Here is a 23,533-nt window from a genome sequence, read left to right on the forward strand (position 1 = left end):
CTGAAAACTTGTTTTTCAGACGGCCTTTTTGTATCGATTTCAGGTAAAATACCGCCTTTACGCTTAGCCATCTTGATATAGAGTTTCCCATGATTGAATTAAAGAACCTGACCTTACAACGCGGCTTGAAAGTGTTGCTGGATAAAGCCAGCGTCACCATCAACCCCAATCAGCGCGTGGGTTTGATTGGTAAAAACGGCACGGGTAAATCGAGCTTGTTTGCGTTAATTAAGGGCGAAATCAGTCAGGATGGCGGCGATATTCTGATTCCGCCTACTTGGAAGCTGGCTGCCGTGGCGCAGGAGACACCGGCGTTGGAAACTTCGGCGCTGGATTATGTGTTGCAGGGTGATACGGAATTACAAATGTTTCAGACGGCCTTAAGCCAAGCCGAAGCGCAAAACGACGGCATGAAGCAGGCGGAGTATCATGCCAAGTTAGACGAAATCGATGCCTACACCGCACCGGCACGCGCGGCCAAATTATTGAGCGGTTTGGGCTTTTCTCAAGAAGAACACACCAAGCCGGTGAAAGCGTTTTCCGGCGGTTGGCGTATGCGCCTGAATTTGGCGCAAGCCTTGATGCGCCGTGCTGATTTGCTGCTGCTTGACGAACCGACCAACCACTTGGATTTGGAAACCGTGTTATGGCTGGAAAACCATTTGGCCAATTTGGCCTGCACGCAAATCATCATTTCGCATGACCGCGATTTTCTCAACGCGACTACCACGCAAACGATTGAATTATCCAATCAAAAATTAACCCAATACGGCGGCAATTACGATTTCTACCAAAACGAGCGCGCGCAGCGTTTGGCGCAGCAGCAAGCCGCGTATGTGAAGCAGCAAACGCAAATCAAGCATTTGCAGTCGTTTATCGACCGCTTCAAAGCCAAGGCCACCAAAGCCACACAGGCGCAAAGCCGCATGAAAGCTTTGGCAAAATTGGAGCGCATCGCTCCCGCACATTTAGACAGTGAATTTTCGTTTGAATTTGAAAGCCCGGCGCATTTACCTAATCCATTGTTGAAACTGGATAAAGCGGATTTGAGCTATGGCGACAATGTGGTGCTGCACGATTTGAGTTTGTCGCTGGAAAGCGGCGCACGCTATGGTTTGCTGGGCGTTAACGGCAGCGGTAAATCAACGTTTATCAAGGCATTGGCAGGCGAGTTGGATTTGCTTTCCGGCCAGATTGTGCGCTCGGAAAAACTCAATATCGGCTATTTTGCGCAGCATCAGCTCGATACCTTGCGCGACGACCAAAGCCCGGTTTGGCATATTCAGCAGCTTTCACCGGAAGTGCGCGAGCAAGAAATCCGCAATTTTTTGGGCGGTTTCAACTTTGTCGGCGACATGGCTTTGCAGAAAATCGAACCGTTTTCCGGCGGTGAGAAAGCGCGTTTGGCTTTGGCGATGATTGTGTGGCAAAAGCCGAATCTGCTGTTGCTTGACGAGCCGACCAACCATTTGGATTTGGACATGCGCCACGCCTTGACCCTGGCTTTGCAGAGTTTCCAAGGTGCATTGATTGTGGTGTCGCACGACCGCAGCTTGCTGGAAGCCACGACTGACGGTTTCTTATTAATCGACAAAGGCCGTCTGAATCCGTTTGACGGCGATTTGAACGATTACCGCCAATGGCGTTTGGCGCAGGAAAATGCTGCTGCCGCACCGGCCGCATCCGCACAATCGCAAAACCGCAAAGACACCAAGCGCATCGAAGCGCAAATCCGTCAGGAAAAAGCCAAGCGCGGCAAACCGGTTCAGCAGAAAATCGACAAAGCCGAAAAAGAAATCGCCAAGCTGACCGAGATTCAGACGGCCTGTGAAGCATTTTTGGCACAAGAAGCCGCGTATTCCGATGAAAACAAAGCCAAATTGCAGGAAACACTCACGCAATTGGCTGAAACTAAAGTAAAATTAAACGAATTGGAAGAAAATTGGCTGCTGTGGCAGGAAGAGTTGGAAGAGATTTTGACTCAAATTGATGCCGAGTTTGCTTGAATCTTTCTATTTTAATAATAAAAAGGCCGTCTGAAAAATCATGGCAAGATTATGATTTTAAAGAAATCGTTGAAATGATTGCGTAAGCGGCCAAATACACATTATCCCACTCACTTTACTATTATCATCATGCCGTCTGAAAAGCAGGCATGGTGTATCAGAATGAACATGAAATACTTTGCTTTAAACACATTTGCCGCCATCATCGCGGTTTCTAGCGTTGCAGCAGAAGCCAGCAAGATCTATACCTGCGAAATCAATGGCACAGTCGTCTATACATCGCGCCCGTCGGGTGGCTGCCATGCGCCTGATTTGCCACCGATTGGCCGATACAGCAGCGCGCGCTACGATGCGCCTGAAGTGGTGGCCGCACCTGCACCACAGCCCAAAGCGTCTAAAGCGGCTACTCACACCAAGCGCAGTTCAAATAAAACAGTGAGTGCCAAAGCCAAAGCGCCGACGGCACCGATTCGCCCGACCACGCCATCTGTTGCCGCACCTGCGCCTAAACCTGCAGCCAGCAACAGCCGCCGCGCCATTTTGGAAACCGAATTGAGCAACGAGCGCAAAGCCTTGTCTGAAGCGCAAAAATCTTTGGCACAAGCACGCGCCGTGAAGGGCGGCACCATCGACCGCCAGCAAATCAAAAATCTGGAAGGTTCGGTACTCGACCGCCAGCAAAACATTCAAGCCCTGCAACGCGAATTGGGGCGTATGTAACGACGATATAAACAAAGGCCGTCTGAAAAATATTTTTTCAGACGGCCTTTTGTATTATAAAGCGCCAATCTCTCGCGCATAATCGTCTAGCAGCGCAAAAAAGCGGTCAATTTCATCGGTGTGGGTGTAATGCAGGCAACCGATACGCAAGAAGCCGTGTTCGACCAAATCCAAATGGCGTACCACATTCAGCGCATAGAAATTGCCTGCACCAAGTGCAATATTTTTTTCGCCCAACCAGCGGCTGACCGCGGCGGCATCGCAGAGTTGGCCGTCTTTGACTAAATTGAAAGCAAAGGTCGGCGTGCGGTCGTTTTCGCTGTTTTTGCCATAAAGGCGGATATAGGGGCGTTGGGCGATATGCGCCAACACGCGCGCGCTGATGCTTTGTTCATAGGCTTCGACTCGGCGGTAGCTTTCGGCTAAGGCTTCGCGGCGGCCGTCTGAAACTTTGCCGCCTAAGTTTGCCCAGTAATCAATCATGGCCACAAAACCGGCTTGCGCTTCAAATGACTGCGTGCCTTGCTCCCAACGGTTGGGCGCGATTTCGGCGGCGGGCTCAACTTTGTATGGTTTCAAATCGGTTAAATGCGCTTTTTTGGCGTACATCATGCCTAAGTGCGGGCCGCCGAGTTTGTAGGCAGAAGCAAAGAAAAAATCGCAATCTAGGGCTTTCACATCGGGCAAACGATGCACCGCCGCATGCACGCCGTCCACGCTGACCCATACGCCTTTTTGTTTGGCCATTTGAATCAGTTTGGCGGCATCGGGAATGGTGCCCAGCACATTGGATGCGAGTGAAAATGCCAGCAAGCGGGTTTTGTCATCAATCAAATTGGCCAGTTTGTCGGCATCCAAATCGGTGCCATCTGCCGTGAGCGGCAGGGTGCGGACTTCTACGCCGCGATCTTCGGCGGCGCGCTGCCATGATGAAACGTGGGAAAAATGGTCTAGGCTGCTGACGATGATATTATCTCCGGCCTGCCAAGTTTGCGCTACCGCGCGGCTGATGTTGAACATCAAGCTGGTAGAGTTTAAGCCGAACACAATTTCATCGGCATTGCAGCCCAGCCAATCGGCGGCTGCGGTGCGAGCAGCTTGATTTACCGCTTGGGTTTTCAAACCGGCCTCGGCGTAGCCGCCCAGATTGCTGTTGTAGCGGCCAAGATAATCGGTGATGGCGAGCAATACTTGTGTCGGTACTTGGCTGCCGCCGGGGCCGTCGAGCAGCAGCGGCATCTGGCCTTTGTCATCGGCTTGAGACAGGGCGGGAAAATGGCTTCTGATGGTATCAATAGGGTAGTTCATATTCGTTCTCTTTGGTCGATTAGGCCGTCTGAAAGGCAGGGGTGCTTTCAGACGGCCTTTTTATTGTAATGGTGTGTTTAGGTTCGGTTGGCGGTTAAGACAAACAAATCCCAGTAGCCGGCTTGATCTTCTTCAATAGCAGTAACGGGCGAAGCACTGTGCCAAATGGCTTTGTCATTTAACACGCAAAAGTCGCCCGCTTGCGGTGTGCAGGCGGCTAAGGTTTCGTTATCGTTTTGGTTTTGCCATAGATAAAGCTCGCCGCCATCGGCATTGTGGCGGGCAACGGTGAACACGCCGATGCGGTCGAAGCCATCTTGATGCACACCTTCGGGCGTGGCCACGGCAGCTTCGGCAGCCGATTTGGCAATGATGCGCATTTGATGCACTTCGATTTCGACGTTTTCCGGCAAATCGGCATAATCGGCAAACGATGCCATCATATGGGCAAAGCCATCGCTGCGGATGGTTTCATCGGTTAAGTCGTCGTAAGTGCGGGCGATGTCGCCTTGAAAGCGGTTTAAATCCGAGCTTTGCACAAACTGCGCACCAGCTTGTAATTCGATGTTGCCGCTGCTGCGCTGATAGTCGAATTTGGAATAGCGGCGCAGGCGGTAGGCACCATCTTTGTATTGGCTTGGTTTGAGTGTGTGGAAGGATTGGCCGAGTTGTTGGGCGGCTTCAGGCGTTAAATTGCCCATGCGGTAAACAAATTGATCCATGCTGATTTTCTCCTGAATTTTGTTCTTTGGAATGTGGCCTGATGCTTGTGGCAATGGCTAATCGGCATATTATCGTTGCTTTTTTGATTACGCAATCATTTTGTAATTGAATGTAGTCATTTATGACTTTGGCAAAATAGGCCGTCTGAACACAAAAAAAGCAGGATTCTTACGTTGAAGAATCCTGCGAATAATTGCTTTTAAATTTTAAGGGTTTAGTGTGATTTAGAATCGCTGTTGTCTTTTCCGTTACCGTTACCATTGCCGTTATTTGGTATGTGCACCGGATACACCAATTGCAGCGGATTGGTTTTGACTTGCGTCCACACGTTTTTGATTAAGTTCGACATGCTGCCGATTTCAGTGCCGCGAGAGCGTAGGGCAACATATAAAGCCAAAACAAAGCTGACAATCAGGTTCACCGTGCCGATGGCCAACACACCAATCATGCCGTAGATAAAGGCAGCTGCACCAATATCGCCGCTTACTGCCGCATAACCCAAGTTGGCTGAAGAGAAGGCCACATGGCGGATGTCGAGCGGCAGGTTGAAGAGATGGCCGAAGAATCCTGTCATGCCCAGCAGCATACCGAAAATGAAATTGCCCATCAGCGAGCCGTAATGGTTGTGCATGTATTCGGCAAAGTGCTTGCGCAAGGTAGCAGGCATGATTTTGCGTAAAAGCGGATTCACGGTTAGGCGGTTGCGCAAGTCGAGATAGTCGGAGCGGTTGTCAAAAAAGCCGGCGATAATCCCCGAGCAAAACAGCCAAACGCCAGCAATCGCGGCATACCACAATGTTGGCTGGGTAAAGATATCAATCGATTTCAATTGATACGCCACACTTTGTTCGCTCAATAAAGGCTGTTGGTTGCTGCTGATAAAAGCTGCCGAAATCATACCCGCCAACAAAATCGCCACCACCACATTGCCAAATACAGCCACACTTTGCGAGCGGCATACGTCAATCAACAGCTTGGCCAATTTATTGTCAACCGCACGGCCGCGTTCGTTTAAATCGACTTTCTCGGCAAAGCGCGCGGCGGTCATGGCAGGCTGTTTGGTGGCGACGGTGAAATGCAGCATATGAATAATCATAAAGCCTATGCCGTAATTCAGGCCGGATAAAACAGAGGTGAAAAATTCGCTGTAGCCCAGCGTGCCAATATGGATTTTATTCAGCGCCATCAGCGCGATAATCACACCGCCACCGGCTGCCGAATAGAGCATGCTCATGTATTCTTTGCGGTCACGCGTGATGTAATGTTCGCCGTGGTTACTGGTATTCTCGGTAATGCTGCGTGCCAACATACGGATACTGCTGCGGCGTAATTCGCGCGTGCTGTATTGGCCGACAGCGGCATTAATCAGGTAATTCATCAACACAACAGTCAAACGTGTGCGCTGCTGCGGCTGGGTCTGAATGTCGGTTAAGAGTTTCAGACGGCCTATGGTCTGCTGCAGGCGCTCTAATAAGTGCGCCACTTTGACTGATGAGCCGGAGCCTGCACCGGTGCCACGACGGGCGAGATATTCCACTTGTGTCACGCATTGGTCGAACATCACTTCCAAATGCGCGGTATCGTAAGGCGTGGTTTCAAGGCGGTAATGCTCAATCAGCTTGGCCATTTCACGTTGCAAGCCGACAAAAGGCGAATCGGAATGCAGCAGGCGCGGTGCAATGCGCACCAATTCCGGCTCGATGGCTTCGGAAGCAATCCAAAGCGAAAGCATTTCCATTGAGCGCAGCAATGAATCGGTCAGCTTGCGTTGCACAATTTGCAGCAAGGTCGGATCGGCATGTTCTTCAATCAGCTCGTATAAGGCCAGCCATTGGCGCAGATTGAGGGTTTGTAGCCATTTTTCGTCGTTTTGGGTATGGAAAAGATAGAGAAAAACTTCCAATAAATTACTGAAATCTTTGAAAGACGGGCTGAAGCGTTCATAAATACGGCTGCTGATTTCGCGGATAAAACTGTCGCGCGAAAAAAGGCCGAGCTTAATCAGCGCCGGATAAACGTGTACCTTTTCCAGCCAAATATAAAAGCGTTGGCTGAATTTGCGCGCCAAATCCGGATTGTCTTTCAGCGTGGCAATGATTAAATCAAAACGCTGTGATGCTTGTCTTCTACCGCCGCTGCGCAAAAATTCGATGATGGCGTTGAGAATCAACACAAATTCTTTACTTTCAAGCGCTTCGCTGAGCTGTGTGTGCAGGTTTTGGGTAGTGAGTTTTTTCATTGGGTGTTTTCCATAAAAAATATGGGCTTGATGATGTTGCTTGAGATAGATAGCACAAGCCGTTGATTTTTTTATGTATGGCTAGGTTTAATATGAATAGACACACGCGTGGCGTCAATTATAACCTGATTTTGCTTTGCTCATGTGTCAGGTGCAACAAAAGCACAAGCTAAACATTTTATATTTGAATACATCAGAAAAGGCCGTCTGAAACGTTCAGACGGCCTCAGTGAATGGTGCTTTAGAGATTTTGGCTGTCTAACCAACGTTCTGCATCCAAAGCCGCTTGGCAGCCTGAAGCCGCGCTGGTGATGGCTTGGCGGTAGGTGTGGTCTTTGACGTCGCCTGCTGCCCACACGCCTTCGATGTTGGTCGCACCGACATTGTCTGCCGTGCCGCCTTTGGTTTGCAGGTAGCCGGTGGCATCCATATCCAATTGGCCTTTGAAAATATCAGTGTTCGGCTTGTGGCCGATGGCGATGAATACGCCTTTAACATCGATGTTTTCAGTGCTTCCGTCGTTGTGTTTCAAACGTGCGCCGGTCACGCCCATATCATCGCCCAATACTTCGTCTAAGTTGGCATTCAGCTTCAGAATGATTTTGCCTTCTTCAACGCGTTTCATCAGTTTATCGACCATGATTTTCTCGGCGCGGAAAGTATCGCGGCGGTGGATCAGGGTAACGGTTTTGGCAATGTTGGCCAAGTAAAGCGCTTCTTCAACGGCAGTATTGCCTCCGCCGACCACGGCCACATCTTGCTCACGGTAGAAGAAACCGTCGCAAGTGGCGCAAGCAGATACGCCTTTACCGGCGAAGGTTTCTTCGCTCGGCAAGCCCAAGTATTTGGCCGAAGCACCGGTAGCGACAATCAGCGCATTGCAAGTGTATTCGCCCATGTCGCCTTTGAGCGTGAACGGGCGGTTTTGCAAATCAACTGTGTGGATTTGGTCAAAAATCATTTCTGTGCCGAAGCGTTCGGCGTGGGCTTGGAAACGCGCCATCAATTCAGGGCCTTGTACGCCTTCAGCATCCGCCGGCCAGTTGTCCACTTCGGTGGTGGTCATCAATTGGCCGCCTTGCTCGACACCGGTAATAATCACCGGATTCAGATTGGCGCGCGCGGCGTAAACGGCGGCGGTGTAACCGGCAGGGCCCGAACCCAAAATAATCAGTTTGTGATGGTTGCTCATGCTGTTTCCTTTATGGTTGGCATTTCAGATGGCTTATTGTACTGAAAAGGCGTGTGCTTTGGAATAAATGGTTTTTACTATCTTTATAGCAATAAAATATATTCAATTAATCAGATTTTTTATTTTGATATATTTTAGAAATGAATAAGGCCGTCTGAAAGAAAAGTTTCAGACGGCCTGCCTGTATTCAATTAACGGCGGCGGCCAAAACCACGGCGAGCTGGGGCAGCACGACGGGTGTTAGACGGCGCAGCCTGAGTTTGGCGGTAGTTCGGTGTGGTGGCGGCACGGTTTTGCGCCGGAACAGAACGGGTGTTCAGTTGCTGGCTGGTGCGTGCGTTCGGACGGGCACTTTGGTAATAGCTGTTGCGCGCGCGTTGGGCAACCGGGCTGTTTTGATTATTGGCCTTAGTGAATTTGTTGGCTAAAGCGTTACCGATAAACGCACCGGCAGCGGCACCAATCAAGCTTTGCAGCAACCAGCTGCCGGTAGATTGGTCGTAAATATATTGTTGGCCGTCGGTGCCGGTAACAGGCTCGCCGTTGCCGTTGTTGGCCAAGGCTTCGGCAGGAATGGTGTCTTTAACGGCATCTTCTGCCAATTGATAAACAGTGTTGTCTTCTTGTGCGGTGGCTTGGTTATTTTGTTGGCTTAATTGTTGTTGCAGCGCTTCGATTTGTTTTTGCTGTTGTTCCAATTTTGCTTGAGTATCGTCTTTGCAGGCAGCTAACGCGAAAGTCGATAATACGGCTAAGGCAATGATTTTTTTCATTTTGGCTTCCATAATAAGATGGTGTTGTGTCTAAGCCGATTGACTCGGCAAAATCCGTCAAACAGATTATGAGTCGTAATATAGGGGAAATTCAATATTTATCAAGTCGGGTTGCGGTTTTTTTACAAAGGCAAACGTGGCAATTTGGCGGCAAAGGCTAAAGTGTTGGCGATTAAATTGCCTTGGCTTTCCATTTCGTGTTCGGTTTCGATGATGAGCAGATTGGCCGGACGGTTGGGGTGCAGCGCCATTTGCATATCGGCCGGCGTAAACGGCAAATTATGTTTGAACGCGAAGGCTTGGGCGCGTTGGTTGGCGGTTTTGAGCATCGGGATTAAGGTGATGTCGAGATGAAAGCGGCGCACGCCCAAAACCAAAATGCGGGCGGCAAAGAAATCGGCTTCTTCGGTGAACACGGCCGGGCTGGCTTGGTTGAACTGATGGCGCTCGGCGGCGATTAAGGTGGCGATGGTGCGGATACTCGGCAGCATGGCTTCGCTAATCAGGTTTTCCGAAGCATCGGGCAATGTGCCGTCGCACAAATCGCTGCGGTGGATATTGCCATCGACAATCATGCGGCAGCGGTGTAATGGGTTGGTTTGGGTGAAGGTGGTGGTGGCGTGTTTCATGGGTTGCTCCTTAAAAAGTTTGGGTGTTTTTGATTTTTTGGGCGGCAACCGTTAAAGCTTGAAAACAAAAGTGCCGCCCGATTTACGTGGCGGCATGTTTCGCGTTTGCTTATTTCTCTATGCTTCAGACAAGCGCAAAAAAGTACCGCACGTCGGTGTGGTACCAATAGAAATAAGAAACTGAGCGAATTTGCGTTTGCATGATGGAAAATTTGCTTTAATAAATGAATGATTGGGCTTAAGTTTAAAACAAAAAGTCGAGTAATTTCAATATCCAATTCACAAATGCGATTAACATTTGTATAAGTTGTTGTAATCCTTCCAATTTATTTTACCTTATTACTGTGTTTAAGTGGCATTATACTGGATTTTTACCGCCAAACATGTAAAGGCCGTCTGAAAAAAAAGGCCGTCTGAAATCTTTCAGACGGCATAAGCTACTTCAAGGTGGAGGAAAATCGAGATAGTTAATCAATACACATCGCGTTGGTAGCGTTTGTCTTCACGCAAATCGTTGAGGTAGTCTTCCGCATCATCGCGGCTCAATCCGCCTTGTTCGGCAATCACGTTCAACAAAGCTTCTTCGACATCGCGTGCCATGCGGGTTGCATCACCGCACACATACACATGCGCGCCTTCTTGCAGCCATGCCCACACTTCGGCGGCGTTTTCCGTGATTTTGTGCTGCACATACACTTTATCTTTGCCTTGGCGGCTCCAAGCCAAATCGGCGCGGGTCAGCAAGCCGTTTTTGCGGAATTGCTGCCATTCGATTTGATACAGGAAATCATCGGAAAAACGTTGGTTGCCGAAGAAGAGCCAGTTTTTGCCGCCGTCACTGTTGGCTTCGCGTTGCTGCATAAACGAGCGGAACGGGGCCACACCGGTGCCTGCGCCAATCATGATAATAGGTGTGTCGCCGTTGGCAGGTAGGCGGAAATGTGGGTTGGGCTCAACGAACACTTTTACTTCACCGCCTTCTTCCAAACGCTCGCCGATAAAGCCCGAAGCTACGCCGGTGTAGGTTTGGTCGTGATGGTCGAAACGCACCACACCGACGGTGAGATGGACTTCTTCGCCGACTTCATCCTGCGCCGAAGCGATGGAATACAGGCGTGGGGTTTGTGGACGGAACAGGCCGAACAGGGTTTGCGCGTCCAAAGCTTTCGGGTAAGTCGCCAACACCCCCACAGGCGGCGTAATCGCCAGATAGGCATCGAGTTTGTCGCTGTCGGACACGATTTCACGCAACTCGGCGTGGTCGGTCAATTCGGCATAATGCTGCAAGAAAGCCGGGGTATTTTGCGTAATGTCGGCAAACTCGGTTAAGGCCGTCTGAAGGTCGGTTTCTTTGCCATCGGCGAGTTTGACCGTTTCCGAGCCACTTAATTGGGCAAGATTCAGGATTTTTTGCACGGTATCGGGCGCGTTCAACGGCCAAATGCCCAACGCGTCACCGGCTTGATATTGAATGCCGGAGCCGCTCAAATCGATTTCGACGTGTTCAACGTCTTTTTCGGAAGTGCGTGCGGTAATTTTTTGGCGCACGGATAAAGTGGCGGTGTAAGGCTGTTCTTTTGTGTAAACCGCGCCGCCACTTGCAGCCACCGAAGCGGTGGCTGCATTTTCCGCAGGTGCGGCAGAGGCTTGAGTAAAGAGTTCGGCCACTTTCGGCACCAGCGCATCCACCCACGCATCGGCAGCGGCTTGGAAATCCAAATCACACACGCCCAAATCAGTCAAACGGCTGCCGCCCAATCCGGCGAATTTGCTGTCGAAATCTTTACCGGCTTGGCAGAAATTAGGGTAAGAAGAATCGCCCAAACCCAATACGGCAAAGGTCAGTTTGCTCAAATCAGGTGATTTTTTGCCGAACACGAATTTATACAACGGCACTGCTTCTTCCGGCGGTTCGCCTTCGCCTTGGGTAGACGTTACCAGCAGTAAAATGTCTTCTTCAGGTAAGGTTTTGCTCTTGAAGTCGGCCGCGCCAACCAAGCGCGCACTCACGCCGGCGGCTTCGAGTTTCTGATGCAGGGATTCGGCCACGCGGCGGGCATTGCCGGTTTGCGAAGCAGATAATACGGTAACACGGCGGGCGACAGTAGGGGCAGCGGCTTCGGCGGCAAATGCAGCCGGTGCCACACCAGTGCCGCTTGCTGCGCCTTGGCTTTGCGCCCAGCAATAGCCCGACAGCCAAGCCAGTTGGGTTGGCGACAGGGCAGATAATTGCGCCGAAATTTCGGCAGGTAACGGATTGGCTTGACTCATGACGGTTCCTTTGTCGAGGCGGTGCGTTGCTGAATATTGTCGGCAACGGCCGCCACATTTTGATTTTTTGCTGCGTATGTCTGCAACGGCAGGCATTTGAAGGTAGCGTTACTTTATACAGGCCGTCTGAAAAAAGGAAAGAATGGTTGGTTTTAATTTAATGCGTTTTCGTTATAAGTTTTCAGACGGCATGTACCATAAGGTCGTCTGAATCAGTAAGATATTCATTATTTGAACAAAATAAGAAAAAGCCGTCTGAAATGCACTCAGACGGCTTTTTTAATACAACAAACTGGTTTCAGACGGCCTGAAAAATAGTGAGCCGTCTGACAAGATTACGCACCATAAACTGGATATTTATTGCATAATTCGGTCACTTGTTCGCGCACTTTGGCCAAGTTCGCTTCGTCTTCCGGATTTTCCAAAACATCGGCAACCAAGTTTGCCAGCACACGGGCATCGGCTTCTTGGAAACCACGGGTAGTCATCGCAGCAGAACCGATGCGGATACCTGAAGTCACGAATGGTTTTTCAGGGTCGTTCGGGATAGCGTTTTTGTTGACGGTGATGTGCGCATTGCCCAAAGCGGCTTCGGCAGCTTTACCGGTGATTTTCATCGGTTGCAGGTCAACCAAGAAAACGTGGCTTTCAGTGCGGCCGGAAACGATGCGCAAACCGCGTTTCACCAATTCTTCTGCCATCGCCGCAGCGTTGACTTTGACTTGTTTGGCGTATTGTTTGAATTCAGGTTGCAGCGCTTCTTTGAATGCCACGGCTTTGGCAGCGATAACGTGCATCAGAGGGCCACCTTGCAGGCTTGGGAAGATGGCTGAATTCAAGGCTTTGGCGTGGTCTTCGTTACGGCACAAAATCACACCGCCGCGTGGGCCGCGCAAGGTTTTGTGGGTGGTGGTGGTGACGAAATCGGCAAAAGGCACCGGATTCGGGTATTCGCCACCGGCCACCAAACCGGCATAGTGCGCCATATCGACAAACAGATACGCGCCCGCTTTATCGGCGATTTCGCGGAATTTTGCCCAGTCGATTTCCAAAGCGTAGGCAGACGCGCCGGCCACGATCATTTTTGGTTTGTGTTCCAAAGCCAAGCGTTCAACTTCAGTATAATCCAATACTTCGTTTTCATCCAAACCGTAAGTTACGGCATTGTATAATTTGCCGGAAATGTTCACACTGGCACCGTGGGTCAAGTGACCGCCGTGTGCCAAGCTCATGCCCAAAATGGTGTCGCCCGGTTGCAATACAGAAGCGTAAACCGCTTGGTTGGCTTGTGAACCAGAGTGTGGCTGCACGTTGGCATAAGCCGCGCCAAACAATTCTTTCACGCGGTCGATGGCCAATTGCTCGGCCACGTCAACGTGTTCGCAACCGCCATAGTAACGTTTGCTTGGGTAACCTTCGGCATATTTATTGGTCAATTGTGAGCCTTGGGCTTCCATAACGGCGCAGCTGACGTAGTTTTCAGAGGCAATCAGCTCAACGTGGTCTTGTTGGCGCTGCACTTCCAAATCCATGGCGGCGGCTAATTCTGAGTCGTATTGTGCGAGGGTTACGCTTTTTGAAAACATGGGCTTATCCTTTGTGGTGGAATGGTTGTGAAAGGGGAAATGATGTTGCAGATAAATAAGCTGAGTAATGTACCAAATTGGCTGGAATTGTCAACAATTTTAGGCAGTCATAGCGAAATATTATTGAGGCCGTCTGAACATTAGCGATCAAACACATCTTCCTGTTTTAAATAAAAATCGATTTTGCCAATGAGTTGTTCCAAATCATATTCAGCCTGCGCCGCTTTCAGGTTTTTGGCCAAATCTTCCAAAGCCAACATCTGCAAGCGTCTTTCTTCCAAGCGGCGGGCTTCCTCGCTGAAAACTTTCACGTTATCAGGCAAATCAAATGCCACATCATTGCCGTCAATCGGGTAAAAGGCTTCATCGTGAATGCTGAATTCGCCGCTTAATTGGGGCGCATGGTCGTAATCGGCATCGTTGATGGGCATCCAGTAAGGGCGGTCAGCAAATAATACAAATTGCCCGCTCGCACCGAAAACGGCACGAATTTTAGTCATGTTGGCCGCCGCCCAGCCAGCCTTGTTGGAAAATCAATGGCTCATTTTTCGGCTCGGTGCTGCTGTAATAGCGGGCAAATTTTTCGCGGTAAGGCAGCTTTTCACGCGCTTCACCAAATTCGGTCATGGTTTGCTCATAGGCTTCGAGGCCGTCTGAAAGCGTTTGGTCGTCGGGATAGCGGTTTTCAGCGTAAACGGTGTGTTCCGGCAAACGCGGTTTGACGCGCATTTCAATGTCGGGCGTGCCGATACACAGGCCGAATAGGGGGAACGTGTTTTTTGGCAAATTCAACAATTCGATAATATTCGCCGCAATCATGCGGATGCCGCCGATATAGCAAGTGCCGTAGCCCAGACTTTCTGCTGCGACAACGGCATTTTGTGCCGCCAGAGAAGCATCGGTGACGGCGGTAATTAAGTTATCGGAATGCGAAGCCGCGGTAAACGTGCCGTTATAGGCTTGCGAACACAATTCGCTGCGGTGTAAATCAGCGATGAAAATCAGAAAAGTGCTGCAGGTGGCAACTTGCGGATTAGCAGGTTGCAAGGCGGCGATTTGGCTGCGTAAGTTTTCATCGGTGATGTTGATGATGGTGTAGTGTTGGCCGTTCATCCATGAAGCCGCTTGGCGTGCACAATCGATGATGGTTTGCACGTCTTCCTGAGGCATGGTGATGCCGGTTTTGAAGTGACGGAATACGCGGTGGTTTTTCATGGTTTTGATGGCGTGATTCATGGTTTTGTCCTTGCGGTTGCGTGTTTTACTGATTGTAAGGCGGTGTTTTTACGCCGTCTAGAGGAAAGGTCATCCCTTGATAGAAGATGTTTGGTGGATATTTGATTTAAAGCAGATTACAACCGCAAAAAAGCTGGCTAAAAATATTGCCTTTGCTATAATGTAATCAAGAAATCGACAACACAACACAGGTTTCACCGTGTTATTTTTACTTTGATTTAAAAAAGAGAGGAAAACAGTATGTTCCCAGAATATCGCGAATTGATTTCTAAATTAAAACAAGAAGACGCACACTTCGCCCGCTTGTTTGACGAGCATAACGAATTGGACGACAAAATCACTGGCTTGGTAAACAATCCGGTTACTGCTGGCGCGGATGATATTGAAGAGCTGAAAAAAGAAAAATTGGCATTGAAAGACCGCTTGTATGAAATTTTGTTGAAAGCCGACGGTAAGGCTTAAGCATTGATTTAAAAGGCCCTTACATTCGCATTTCAAGTGCAACGCTCAAATGCCATTGGCAAGGGCTGCTGAAAACAGATCACCCGGTGTCTCATAGTCCAATGTCTTTCTCGGTCGGCGGTTAAGGGCCTCCTCAACCGCTTTAATCTTTTTAGCACCCAGTTTCCTAAAATCCGTCCCCTTTGGGAAGTATTGTCTGATCAGCCCGTTGGTATTCTCCACCAAGCCTTTTTCCCAAGAATGGTATGGACGGCAGAAGTAAGTTTCCGCACCCAGGGCTTTGGCAAAGGTTTTATGTCGGTAAAACTCTTTACCGTTATCCAAAGTAATCGTTTGAATGATATCTTTAAACGGCTTCAATGCCCGAATCACTACCCGGGCTACATCTTCTGCTTTGAAATTGCTGATTTTGCGGATAACGACAAATTTGGTTTTTCTTTCAACAGCAACCACCAGTCCGCTTTTTTGATCTTTACCGACAATGGTGTCCATCTCGAAATCGCCGACCCGCTCTTTTTGATCGACAATGGCAGGTCTGTGTTCAATGTCGGTTCTGTCCGGTACGCTGCCTTTTGTCCATGCACCGCTGCCGTATTTTCTGCGGTAGGGTTTGGAAACGATACGCAGATGGGTGTACAGGTCGCCGCCGTTTTGACGGTCTTTGGCGAGATAGCGGTAAAGGGTGCTGTGGTGCAGTTTGATGTGTTGATGTTTCAGCAGGTAGCCGCAGACTTGTTCGGGGCTGTATTTTTGGGTAATCAGTTTGTTAACAGTCTGTTTGACGGCAGTAGTCAGTTTGGTTGGCTTTTTGTTTTTCTTTTTAACTTCGCTTTGCTGTTGTGCTTTTCGGTAACAGTAGGTGCCGTTGACGGAATGCCGTCTGATTTCCCGACTGACGGTGGCGGGATGACAACCGATGTTCTGTGCGATTTGGTTTAGGGGTAGGTTGCGGTAATGTCTGGAAATGTAGTATCTTTGGTGTGAGGTCAGTTGTGTGTAGGCCATATTGCAATCTTTCTTGTCAGGAAAGGCAGTATACTACCGCATACTGGCCTTTTCTGTTATTGGAAATTGCACTTGTTAGGCGAATGTAAGGGCCTTTTCATTGTATAGAAGAAAAACGATTCATCTAAACCACGCAAAGCGGTGTGGTTTCAGTTTACCGCTAATCGAGAAATATTTGAAAATCATTAAAAATAAGTTGCTGATTTTGGAAAATTTGACTATTCTTGACACCTACTTTACATTTTATAGCGCACCCATCGGCGTTTTCAAGCGGCTGATGTTGGTTTTTGCTTAATAAAAGTAAAGCTTGAATTGGTCATGTCTGTGGCGGTGTCAAACCAAAATAGCGCATGATATTTGATTGTACAGATAAGAAAAACAGGTGGTACACATGAATTCTTCAGGAAATCAAAAGGCATCGCTCTGGGCTGTCGGCCTGATGCTGTTTGCTTTGTTTTTTGGTGCCGGTAATTTGATTTTCCCTGCATTTTTGGGACAACAGGCCGGTGAAAATTGGTTTTCGGCCATGCTCGGCTTTTTGCTGACCGGTGCCGGTTTGCCTTTATTGGGTGTGATTGCGATTGGTTATTCCAACTCGCGCGACGTGCAGGTATTGGCCTCACGCGTGACCCCTTTATATGGTATTTTGTTTGCTTCAGCGCTGTATTTGGCGATTGGTCCTTTGTTTGCCACGCCGCGCACGGCAACGGTATCGTTTGAAATCGGTGTGGTGCCTTATATCAGCGAAGAAAACAAAACGCTGGCTTTGGCATTGTTTAGTTTATTCTTTTTCGGCGTGGCTTATTGGCTGTCGTTGTCGCCGGGCAAACTGGTCGGCCGTATCGGTAAAATTTTGACACCTGCGTTGTTGGTGACCATTGCCATTTTGATGGGCTATGCCGCGATGAACCCGATGGGTGCGCTGACTGCGCCACAAGGTGATTTTGCCATTCGTCCGTTTGCTAAAGGTATTTTGGAAGGCTACGGCACCATGGATGCGCTGGCATCGTTGGTATTCGCCATCATTGTGATTGATGCCGTACGCGCCATGGGCGTGGACAACCGCGCAGAATTGTTGCGCACTACCACCGTGGCTGGTGTGGTTGCCGCGGCATGCTTGGCTTTGGTTTACCTGATGATTGGCTACATGGGTGCCACCAGCGTGGCCGGTTTGGGTATGCAGGAAAACGGTGCGGCAGTGTTGTCGAAAACTGCGCAATTTTATTTTGGCAACGCCGGCAATATTTTGCTGAGCGTGATTGTATTCTTGGCGTGTTTGAGTACAGCAATCGGCTTGATCGTAGCCAATGCGGAATTCTTCAACCGCTTGTGCCCGGGTATTTCTTACAAAACATTTGTGACCATTTTCACTTTGGTATCGATGGGTTTTGCCAACAAAGGTTTGGCCGGTATCATCAGCTTCTCGATTCCGGTGTTGATGCTGCTTTACCCGCTGACCGTGGTGATTATTTTGCTGGCGTTCTTGCATAACCTGTTCGGCGGTGGCCGTATTGTGTATATCTGCACCATCTTCTTCACCCTGATTGTGGGTGTATTGGATGCCTACAAAGCCGCATTCGGCTTTAGTGATGAAACAGCTGCTGCGATTAACAACGCTTTGCCGCTGTACGATATCGGTTTGGGCTGGGTAGTGCCTGCAGTAGTTGGCTTTATTTTGGGCTGCATCCTGAATGCAGTGTTTAAAAAGAAAGCTTAATCTGCTTGCCGGATAAATAAAAAAAGGCCGTCTGAAAAAAGATACACGAAATCTTTTTCAGACGGCCTTTTTATCGGCATTCTGTTTTACAATAGCGATTCGCTTATTTAGAAGTATGAGACCTTTGCAAAACCCCGAATTTGAGTGCAGTTCGAAGTTAGAGCAGCGCAGAAAGCGCAGACATATCACAAAGATAGGCAAGCTTTCGAGCAACGCATAACGAAGAAATGTGCCAAAGATGGGGATTTTGCAAAAGTCTCAGTATTTGATTCCGCCTACTTGGATTAATTATGTCCGCCATTTTTACCATTATCGCCCCCGTTTTTTGATGATTGCCATCGGCTATGGTGCGATGCGGCAACAGATTTTTAGCCGTGAACAGCTTGATGGCTTGGGCAAATTTGTCATCAAAATCGGTATGCCCATGATGGTGTTTAACGCCATTGCTACACGGCCAATTGCCGATGTGTTTAAGCCGGAATATTTCTACGGCTACACGCTGGCTTCAGGTTTGTTGTTTTTTATCAGTTGGTACGCCACGAAAAAACGCGGCTTGGATCCGAAATTGGCTGCGTTAAACGGTTTGGCGGTGGGAATGTCGAATTCCGGTTTTGTCGGCTATCCTTTGCTTCTGATGGCGATTGGTCCGGCGGCCGGCGTGTATTTTGCCATGAACGTGCTGACGGAAAACCTGCTGATTTTGCCATTAATGTTTATTTTTCTGGATTTGGCTAAGGGCGGGCAGACCAATTATTGGGCATTGTTTACCCGAATTGGTAAGGGCTTGCTGACCAATCCGATTATTATTTCCATGCCCATCGGCTTGATTTTTGCTTTTGGCTGGCTACCATTGCCAGCCTTTATGGACAAACTTTCCGCCATGCTGGCCACGGCTACATCACCGCTGGCTCTGTTTATGATTGGTGGCAATCTTTACGGCATGAGTATTCGTGGTAATGTGAAAGACATGGCGTGGGTGACGTTTGGCAAATTGGCTTTGTGTCCGCTGGTGGTGTTTGCCTGCTTGTGGTTGATGGGCGCGGATAAGGATATGTTGTTTGCCGGCGTGTTGTTTGCGACTACACCAATGGCCAGTCTGTATGCGCTGTTTGGTGGCATTCATGGTTTTGTCAAGGAAACATCGGGCGCAATGCTGATGGCGACTTTGCTGTCGATTATCCCGATTTCACTGGTGTTGATGTGGCATCATTAAATAATGATAAAACAAAGGAAACGATAAATGAAATTAACGTTGATGTTCCGCGAGTATTGCAGCTTGTGCCACAAAATGCGCGAGCAATTGCAGCCGTTCCAGCAGGAATTTGGTTTTGAATTGGATGTGGTTGATGTGGATGAAGATCCGCTTTTAGAAGAAAAATACAATGAATTAGTGCCGGTGTTGCTGCATGGCGAGCATGAGATCTGCCATTGGTTTTTAGATGAAGACAAATTAAAAGCCTATCTTCAAGCGCAATCTTGATATAACTATGCCGTCTGAAATTTCAGACGGCATAGTAGAAATGGTAAAGGTGCAACCCAGCATGGTGCACCTTGATTTTACTTAACGACTTTGCACTTGTGCAGGAGTCGTCGGTTTGTTGCTAAAAGAGGCGCGTTTGGCGGCCTGGAAAATTGACTGACGTCGACGATGTTGCATAAAGATACTTCCTTTCACTTTGTTGCTTTTTGCAGATTATGTTTTTTTATCAAACCTGCAATATTTATCGTGAGATGTTATGTTGGCATAATAGGCGCTTTTCACAGAATTGAATACAGCAATTATGTAAAGTTGCTGTGTTTTTCTGTTAGTGCGTATCATAGCGTACAATAATGACAAGATTTTGACGTCAAATAAAAAGGCCGTCTGAAATGATTAAATTAGTTTCAGACGGCCTTACTTGATTGTTGATGGGTTTGCTTAGTTTAATTTACCCATGATGTCGTTTAAGGCTTTTTGCCAGTCGGACGCTTTTACCTTGAAATCACGTTCAATTTTATGATTGTCCATCACGCTGTATGTCGGACGCGGCGCGGGAACAGGGTATTCACTGCTTGGGATGCCTTTGAGCTCAGGCATTTTGAAGCCATTAATATGCTTGGCTGCAGTTTGGAATACGGCATCAGCAAATTCGTACCAGCTCACTGATTTGTTGCCGCAATAGTGGTAAATGCCGCGATGCATTTCCGGTTCGCCAATGATGCTGACAATGGCAGCGGCCAAGTCACCGGCATAAGTCGGGTTGCCGGTTTGATCGTTGACGACAGATAAGCTGTCGCGCTCGTCGGCCAAGCGCAGCATGGTTTTGACAAAGTTGTTGCCGTATTCGCTGAATAACCAAGACGAGCGGATAATCACTGCTTCGGGGTGTGCAGCCAAGGCCAACAGTTCACCCGCGAGTTTACTCTTGCCGTAAACGCTTTGCGGGTTGGTTGAGTCGGTTGTGCGATACGGGCTTTTGGCATTGCCGTCAAATACGTAATCGGTGGAAACATGAATAAAGCGCGCGTGAATTTTTTGCGCGGCAGCGGCCAAATGATGCACGGCTTGGGCGTTGACGGCAAAGGCATTACTGACATCGGTTTCGGCTTTATCGACAGCAGTATAAGCAGCGGCATTGACCACAACATCGGGTTGGAAATTTTGCACCATGTTGTTCACAGCTTCGGCATCGGTAATATTCAAAGAGCTTGAATCCGTGGCAATCAATTCCCAGCTTTCAGGTAAGCGGTCGCGTAGACAATGGGCTAATTGGCCTTTCGAGCCGGTCAGTAAAATTCGCATATGGGCTTCTCCTTGCTGTCGGAACAAATAAAGTAGTAGGCTGTAATTAGTCGTATTATAGAGCAAATTTGCCTAATCGATTATCCGGAAATTTATTTTCTTATTTATTTTTTTAATCAAAAAATAATTTTTAGGTTATACTCGAAAACAAGTTTTCAGACGGCCATCAAAAATGATGGCGTGATGGAAAATTTTTTGACACATTATGTGATGGAGAGTGCAATGTTTAAAAAATGGTTGGCCGTTTTGGCCGTGATGACATCAATGTTCAGCTTGAGCGGTTGCGGTTACAATACCATGCAAACGCAAGACGAAGCAGCCAATGCGGCTTGGTCGGAAGTGTTGAACCAATATCAACGCCGCGCGGATTTGATTCCGAATCTGGTGAATACGGTAAAAGGTTATGCGACTCATGAAGAAGAAGTGTTTACCAAAGTCACCGAAGCGCGCAGCAAAGTGGGCAGCATGCAGTTGAGCGCTGAAGATGCCAGCAATCCTGAAAAATTGAAGCAATTCCAACAAGCGCAGGGTGAATTGAGTGGTGCGTTGTCGCGCTTATTGGTGGTGTCGGAAAACTATCCGCAATTGAAAGCCGACCAAAATTTCCGCGATTTGCAGGCGCAATTGGAAGGCACGGAAAACCGTATTTCCATCGCGCGCAACAGCTACATCAAAGCGGTGCAAACTTATAACACCACTTTGCGCCAGTTCCCGCAAAACATTACCGCAAAAATTTTCGGTATGCAGCCGCGTGCGAACTTTAGCGTAGAGAATGAAGGTGCGATTTCGAATGCGCCTGCCGTGCAGTTTTAAGCATTAACTTTTCAGACGGCCTGTTCATTTATGGTGAACAGGCCGTCTGAAGTCATGGATAAAATGGTTTATGACCATTAAAATCCGGAAAGGCAAAGCTATGCAATCTGTGATTCATGAAACAGGTCTTGCGCTGGCCATGCTGCTGAGCAGTTTTTTGCTGTTTGCTGCCGAATTAACCGCCATTCCGCCGCTCACGGCGCCGGTGATGGACAGTGCGCAGATGATGAGTGCTGAAGCGCGAGTCGAGCTGAATACGCATTTGACACAATACAGCAAAGAAAAAGGCAGCCAGATTGTGGTGTTGACCGTGCCGGCGATTTCACCGGAAAGCCCGTTTGATTATGCCTTGCGCGTGATGGAAACATGGCAACCGGGTCGCAAAGACATCAACGATGGTGTCTTGCTGCTGCTGGTGCGTGATGAGCGCAAAACGCATTTGGCCGTCGGCCGCGGCTTGGAGGGCGCAATTCCTGATGTGTACGCCAAGCGTATTTTAGATGATGTGATGCGACCGTATTTGCAGCAAGGCCAAACTGATGCTGCGATTTATCAAGCAGTCGGGCAAATCGAACGGCTGATTGCCGGCGAGGGTTTGCCAGAAGCGGCGACCAGTGAATATGCCGAGCCGGCAGGTGAAGATGCATGGATGATGTTGCTGTTTGTGCCATTGGTGGCCGGCAGTTTCTTGAAATCCATTTTCGGCCGTATTTTAGGCAGTCTGATTACCGGCGGTGTGATGTTTGGTTTAACAGCCATGTTCGGCTGGGCATTGTGGATTGGCATCATTGCGGCCATCGGCGGAACCTTGTTTACGTTCTTATTGGGTTCGAGCGCCTTTATTTCCGGCGGCGGAGGTGGTTTCGGCGGCGGCTTTGGCGGCAGTAGCCCACGCGGCGGCTGGAGAAACGGCGGCGGTGACTTCGGAGGAGGCGGCTTCGGTGGCGGTGGCGGTGGTTTTGGTGGCGGTGGCGCTTCAGGGAGCTGGTAATGGAACAAAATAGATTTAAACGTTTATGGCAACACTGGAAATACCCACGCTGGCGTGTCGAGAAATTTTTTCCGACTGCGGATTTAGAACGCATCAGCCGTGAAATCGGTTTTTCAGAGCAAAAACATGCCGGCCAAATCCGCTTTGTGGTCGAATCGCGTTATGCCAACAGTGAAATATTGGCAAATGTTGACCCGCATACCCGTGCGCTGCAATGGTTCGGCCAGTTGGGTGTATGGGATACCGAACACAACAGCGGTGTGCTGGTGTATGTTTCCTTTGCCGATCATGTGGTGGAAATTGTGGCCGACCGTGGTGTCAGCCGCAAAGTGCCGCAAGAAAAATGGCAGGCAATTTGCGATTTGATTCGGGAATCTTTCCGCAAAGAGGAATATATTCAAGGTTTGGAAAACGGTTTACAGGGCGTCAGCCATGTATTGACCGAATTTTATCCGCGCGAACTCAATACGATTTATCGTGATGACTTGGATAATGATGTCATGATGGTGTAATGAATATATTCAATTGAAAGGCCGTCTGAAAACCAAAGGGTAATTGGTTTCAGATGGCCTTTTTAGTGTTGTAAAAATGAAAAAACAAATTGTTGAATATTCAATACAAGCTAAAATTTTATAGAAAAATAAATTACATCATGAAATAATATAGTTAAATATAAATATATCTATTAATCATATTTGATTTGCATAATAATAATTGCGGTGGAATTGCTAAAAAAATATATCCATACAGTATAAATATTCAAATTGAATTTTTAATTCGATATTATATATGATAAAGTAATTTTTCTATTTAGTTATTTTATAAATCATAAATAAATACATATGCTTAAAATTTATTTAGATGAATTATTTGCTGAGGTATATTCGTTAGAAAAAATTGCAGAAATATTAATATTAGTAAATAAAGTAAATATTATTTTAGTATTTTAAGTCCCTTTTGTCATTTATTTATACCGTTTGCCTAGTCATAATAAATGTAAATAAAAATATCACTAGAATGACATTGCTTACTAAATAGCTTGATTGCTCTAGGCTAAAGTCAGCATTTTTTTTATATTTT

At 48.2% G+C, this 23,533-nt stretch carries 21 protein-coding genes; 9 read left to right on the forward strand and 12 right to left on the reverse strand.

Features of this window, described 5'->3' with window-relative positions; all coding sequences use genetic code 11:
• The first annotated feature begins 89 nt into the window (after nt 1–89).
• Entirely contained in the window at nt 90–2,006 is a 1,917-nt protein-coding gene (locus GJV52_RS11765; protein ID WP_095502745.1) for an ATP-binding cassette domain-containing protein, read from the forward strand.
• 168 nt (nt 2,007–2,174) lie between these two features.
• A complete protein-coding gene (locus GJV52_RS11770) occupies nt 2,175–2,726 on the forward strand; it encodes a hypothetical protein (RefSeq protein ID WP_095502750.1) in 552 nt (183 codons plus the stop codon).
• 54 nt (nt 2,727–2,780) lie between these two features.
• On the opposite strand, the gene GJV52_RS11775 is transcribed toward GJV52_RS11770, so the two are convergent.
• The 10 genes from GJV52_RS11775 to GJV52_RS11820 all read right to left on the reverse strand — a co-directional run bounded on the left by GJV52_RS11775 (nt 2,781) and on the right by GJV52_RS11820 (nt 14,683).
• A complete protein-coding gene (locus tag GJV52_RS11775) occupies nt 2,781–4,034 on the reverse strand; it encodes a cysteine desulfurase-like protein (protein WP_100564135.1) in 1,254 nt (417 codons plus the stop codon).
• Between the two features lie 77 nt (nt 4,035–4,111).
• Nucleotides 4,112–4,756 (reverse strand): 2OG-Fe dioxygenase family protein, encoded by a 645-nt coding sequence (locus GJV52_RS11780; protein ID WP_095501789.1) that lies wholly within the window; start codon nt 4,754–4,756, stop codon nt 4,112–4,114.
• A 215-nt stretch (nt 4,757–4,971) separates the two neighbouring features.
• On the reverse strand, nt 4,972–6,996 hold the full coding sequence (locus GJV52_RS11785) for a site-specific recombinase (protein ID WP_095501788.1): 2,025 nt from the start codon (nt 6,994–6,996) through the stop codon (nt 4,972–4,974).
• A 241-nt stretch (nt 6,997–7,237) separates the two neighbouring features.
• Nucleotides 7,238–8,188 carry a thioredoxin-disulfide reductase gene (trxB, locus tag GJV52_RS11790; RefSeq protein ID WP_095501787.1) on the reverse strand — a complete coding sequence of 317 codons (951 nt, stop codon included), beginning with the start codon at nt 8,186–8,188 and terminating at the stop codon, nt 7,238–7,240.
• A gap of 191 nt (nt 8,189–8,379) precedes the next feature.
• Complete coding sequence (locus GJV52_RS11795) at nt 8,380–8,961, reverse strand: hypothetical protein (protein WP_095501791.1); 582 nt, start codon at nt 8,959–8,961, stop codon at nt 8,380–8,382.
• A gap of 122 nt (nt 8,962–9,083) precedes the next feature.
• Entirely contained in the window at nt 9,084–9,590 is a 507-nt protein-coding gene (locus GJV52_RS11800; RefSeq protein WP_095501786.1) for a hypothetical protein, read from the reverse strand.
• Nucleotides 9,591–10,061: 471 nt separating this feature from the next.
• The gene (locus tag GJV52_RS11805) at nt 10,062–11,861 is read right to left on the reverse strand and encodes an assimilatory sulfite reductase (NADPH) flavoprotein subunit (RefSeq protein WP_100564137.1); all 1,800 of its coding nucleotides are present in this window, start codon (nt 11,859–11,861) and stop codon (nt 10,062–10,064) included.
• A gap of 335 nt (nt 11,862–12,196) precedes the next feature.
• The gene (gene glyA / locus GJV52_RS11810; protein ID WP_100564139.1) at nt 12,197–13,447 is read right to left on the reverse strand and encodes a serine hydroxymethyltransferase; all 1,251 of its coding nucleotides are present in this window, start codon (nt 13,445–13,447) and stop codon (nt 12,197–12,199) included.
• Between the two features lie 140 nt (nt 13,448–13,587).
• Nucleotides 13,588–13,947, reverse strand: coding sequence for a hypothetical protein (locus GJV52_RS11815; RefSeq protein WP_100564141.1), 360 nt, complete (start codon nt 13,945–13,947; stop codon nt 13,588–13,590).
• Nucleotides 13,940–14,683 carry a nitroreductase family protein gene (locus GJV52_RS11820; protein WP_095501782.1) on the reverse strand — a complete coding sequence of 248 codons (744 nt, stop codon included), beginning with the start codon at nt 14,681–14,683 and terminating at the stop codon, nt 13,940–13,942. Before GJV52_RS11820 ends, GJV52_RS11815 begins: the two co-directional genes overlap by 8 nt.
• Nucleotides 14,684–14,923: 240 nt before the next feature.
• Between GJV52_RS11820 and GJV52_RS11825 the strand changes: the two genes are divergently transcribed.
• Nucleotides 14,924–15,145: a YdcH family protein gene (locus GJV52_RS11825; protein WP_095501781.1), complete on the forward strand. Its 222-nt coding sequence runs from the start codon at nt 14,924–14,926 to the stop codon at nt 15,143–15,145.
• A 45-nt stretch (nt 15,146–15,190) separates the two neighbouring features.
• On the opposite strand, the gene GJV52_RS11830 is transcribed toward GJV52_RS11825, so the two are convergent.
• Nucleotides 15,191–16,150, reverse strand: coding sequence for an IS30 family transposase (locus tag GJV52_RS11830; RefSeq protein WP_154143172.1), 960 nt, complete (start codon nt 16,148–16,150; stop codon nt 15,191–15,193).
• A gap of 391 nt (nt 16,151–16,541) precedes the next feature.
• Between GJV52_RS11830 and brnQ the strand changes: the two genes are divergently transcribed.
• The 3 genes from brnQ to GJV52_RS11845 all read left to right on the forward strand — a co-directional run bounded on the left by brnQ (nt 16,542) and on the right by GJV52_RS11845 (nt 19,347).
• Nucleotides 16,542–17,867 (forward strand): branched-chain amino acid transport system II carrier protein, encoded by a 1,326-nt coding sequence (brnQ, locus tag GJV52_RS11835; protein ID WP_095503461.1) that lies wholly within the window; start codon nt 16,542–16,544, stop codon nt 17,865–17,867.
• A gap of 247 nt (nt 17,868–18,114) precedes the next feature.
• On the forward strand, nt 18,115–19,080 hold the full coding sequence (locus GJV52_RS11840) for an AEC family transporter (RefSeq protein WP_195690045.1): 966 nt from the start codon (nt 18,115–18,117) through the stop codon (nt 19,078–19,080).
• Nucleotides 19,081–19,107: 27 nt separating this feature from the next.
• Nucleotides 19,108–19,347: a glutaredoxin family protein gene (locus GJV52_RS11845; protein ID WP_095503463.1), complete on the forward strand. Its 240-nt coding sequence runs from the start codon at nt 19,108–19,110 to the stop codon at nt 19,345–19,347.
• A 438-nt stretch (nt 19,348–19,785) separates the two neighbouring features.
• Here the strand turns inward: GJV52_RS11845 and rfbD are convergent, their stop codons facing one another.
• Nucleotides 19,786–20,676: a dTDP-4-dehydrorhamnose reductase gene (rfbD, locus tag GJV52_RS11850; protein ID WP_229436973.1), complete on the reverse strand. Its 891-nt coding sequence runs from the start codon at nt 20,674–20,676 to the stop codon at nt 19,786–19,788.
• A 195-nt stretch (nt 20,677–20,871) separates the two neighbouring features.
• Here rfbD and GJV52_RS11855 point away from each other — a divergent pair, with 195 nt between their 5' ends.
• From GJV52_RS11855 to GJV52_RS11865, 3 genes are all read left to right on the forward strand, one after another.
• Nucleotides 20,872–21,462, forward strand: coding sequence for a LemA family protein (locus tag GJV52_RS11855; RefSeq protein WP_095503466.1), 591 nt, complete (start codon nt 20,872–20,874; stop codon nt 21,460–21,462).
• A 100-nt stretch (nt 21,463–21,562) separates the two neighbouring features.
• Nucleotides 21,563–22,453 (forward strand): TPM domain-containing protein, encoded by an 891-nt coding sequence (locus tag GJV52_RS11860; protein WP_100563782.1) that lies wholly within the window; start codon nt 21,563–21,565, stop codon nt 22,451–22,453.
• Nucleotides 22,453–22,965 (forward strand): TPM domain-containing protein, encoded by a 513-nt coding sequence (locus GJV52_RS11865; protein WP_095503563.1) that lies wholly within the window; start codon nt 22,453–22,455, stop codon nt 22,963–22,965. Before GJV52_RS11860 ends, GJV52_RS11865 begins: the two co-directional genes overlap by 1 nt.
• The last annotated feature ends 568 nt before the right edge of the window (nt 22,966–23,533 follow it).

It is taken from the genome of Neisseria brasiliensis, assembly GCF_009671065.1.
Taxonomy (GTDB): Bacteria; Pseudomonadota; Gammaproteobacteria; order Burkholderiales; family Neisseriaceae; genus Neisseria; species Neisseria brasiliensis.

What these genes read in the sequence shown, in the direction of transcription:
- brnQ (WP_095503461.1), top strand. Translation starts at nt 16,542, where the DNA reads ATGAATTCTTCAGGAAATCAAAAGGCATCGCTCTGGGCTGTCGGCCTG.
- GJV52_RS11860 (WP_100563782.1), top strand. Translation starts at nt 21,563, where the DNA reads ATGCAATCTGTGATTCATGAAACAGGTCTTGCGCTGGCCATGCTGCTG.
- GJV52_RS11855 (WP_095503466.1), top strand. Translation starts at nt 20,872, where the DNA reads ATGTTTAAAAAATGGTTGGCCGTTTTGGCCGTGATGACATCAATGTTC.
- GJV52_RS11805 (WP_100564137.1), bottom strand. Translation starts at nt 11,861, where the DNA reads ATGAGTCAAGCCAATCCGTTACCTGCCGAAATTTCGGCGCAATTATCT.
- GJV52_RS11765 (WP_095502745.1), top strand. Translation starts at nt 90, where the DNA reads ATGATTGAATTAAAGAACCTGACCTTACAACGCGGCTTGAAAGTGTTG.
- GJV52_RS11775 (WP_100564135.1), bottom strand. Translation starts at nt 4,034, where the DNA reads ATGAACTACCCTATTGATACCATCAGAAGCCATTTTCCCGCCCTGTCT.
- GJV52_RS11800 (WP_095501786.1), bottom strand. Translation starts at nt 9,590, where the DNA reads ATGAAACACGCCACCACCACCTTCACCCAAACCAACCCATTACACCGC.
- GJV52_RS11830 (WP_154143172.1), bottom strand. Translation starts at nt 16,150, where the DNA reads ATGGCCTACACACAACTGACCTCACACCAAAGATACTACATTTCCAGA.
- GJV52_RS11845 (WP_095503463.1), top strand. Translation starts at nt 19,108, where the DNA reads ATGAAATTAACGTTGATGTTCCGCGAGTATTGCAGCTTGTGCCACAAA.
- GJV52_RS11825 (WP_095501781.1), top strand. Translation starts at nt 14,924, where the DNA reads ATGTTCCCAGAATATCGCGAATTGATTTCTAAATTAAAACAAGAAGAC.
- GJV52_RS11780 (WP_095501789.1), bottom strand. Translation starts at nt 4,756, where the DNA reads ATGGATCAATTTGTTTACCGCATGGGCAATTTAACGCCTGAAGCCGCC.
- trxB (WP_095501787.1), bottom strand. Translation starts at nt 8,188, where the DNA reads ATGAGCAACCATCACAAACTGATTATTTTGGGTTCGGGCCCTGCCGGT.
- GJV52_RS11865 (WP_095503563.1), top strand. Translation starts at nt 22,453, where the DNA reads ATGGAACAAAATAGATTTAAACGTTTATGGCAACACTGGAAATACCCA.
- GJV52_RS11770 (WP_095502750.1), top strand. Translation starts at nt 2,175, where the DNA reads ATGAAATACTTTGCTTTAAACACATTTGCCGCCATCATCGCGGTTTCT.
- GJV52_RS11815 (WP_100564141.1), bottom strand. Translation starts at nt 13,947, where the DNA reads ATGACTAAAATTCGTGCCGTTTTCGGTGCGAGCGGGCAATTTGTATTA.
- glyA (WP_100564139.1), bottom strand. Translation starts at nt 13,447, where the DNA reads ATGTTTTCAAAAAGCGTAACCCTCGCACAATACGACTCAGAATTAGCC.
- GJV52_RS11795 (WP_095501791.1), bottom strand. Translation starts at nt 8,961, where the DNA reads ATGAAAAAAATCATTGCCTTAGCCGTATTATCGACTTTCGCGTTAGCT.
- GJV52_RS11785 (WP_095501788.1), bottom strand. Translation starts at nt 6,996, where the DNA reads ATGAAAAAACTCACTACCCAAAACCTGCACACACAGCTCAGCGAAGCG.
- GJV52_RS11820 (WP_095501782.1), bottom strand. Translation starts at nt 14,683, where the DNA reads ATGAATCACGCCATCAAAACCATGAAAAACCACCGCGTATTCCGTCAC.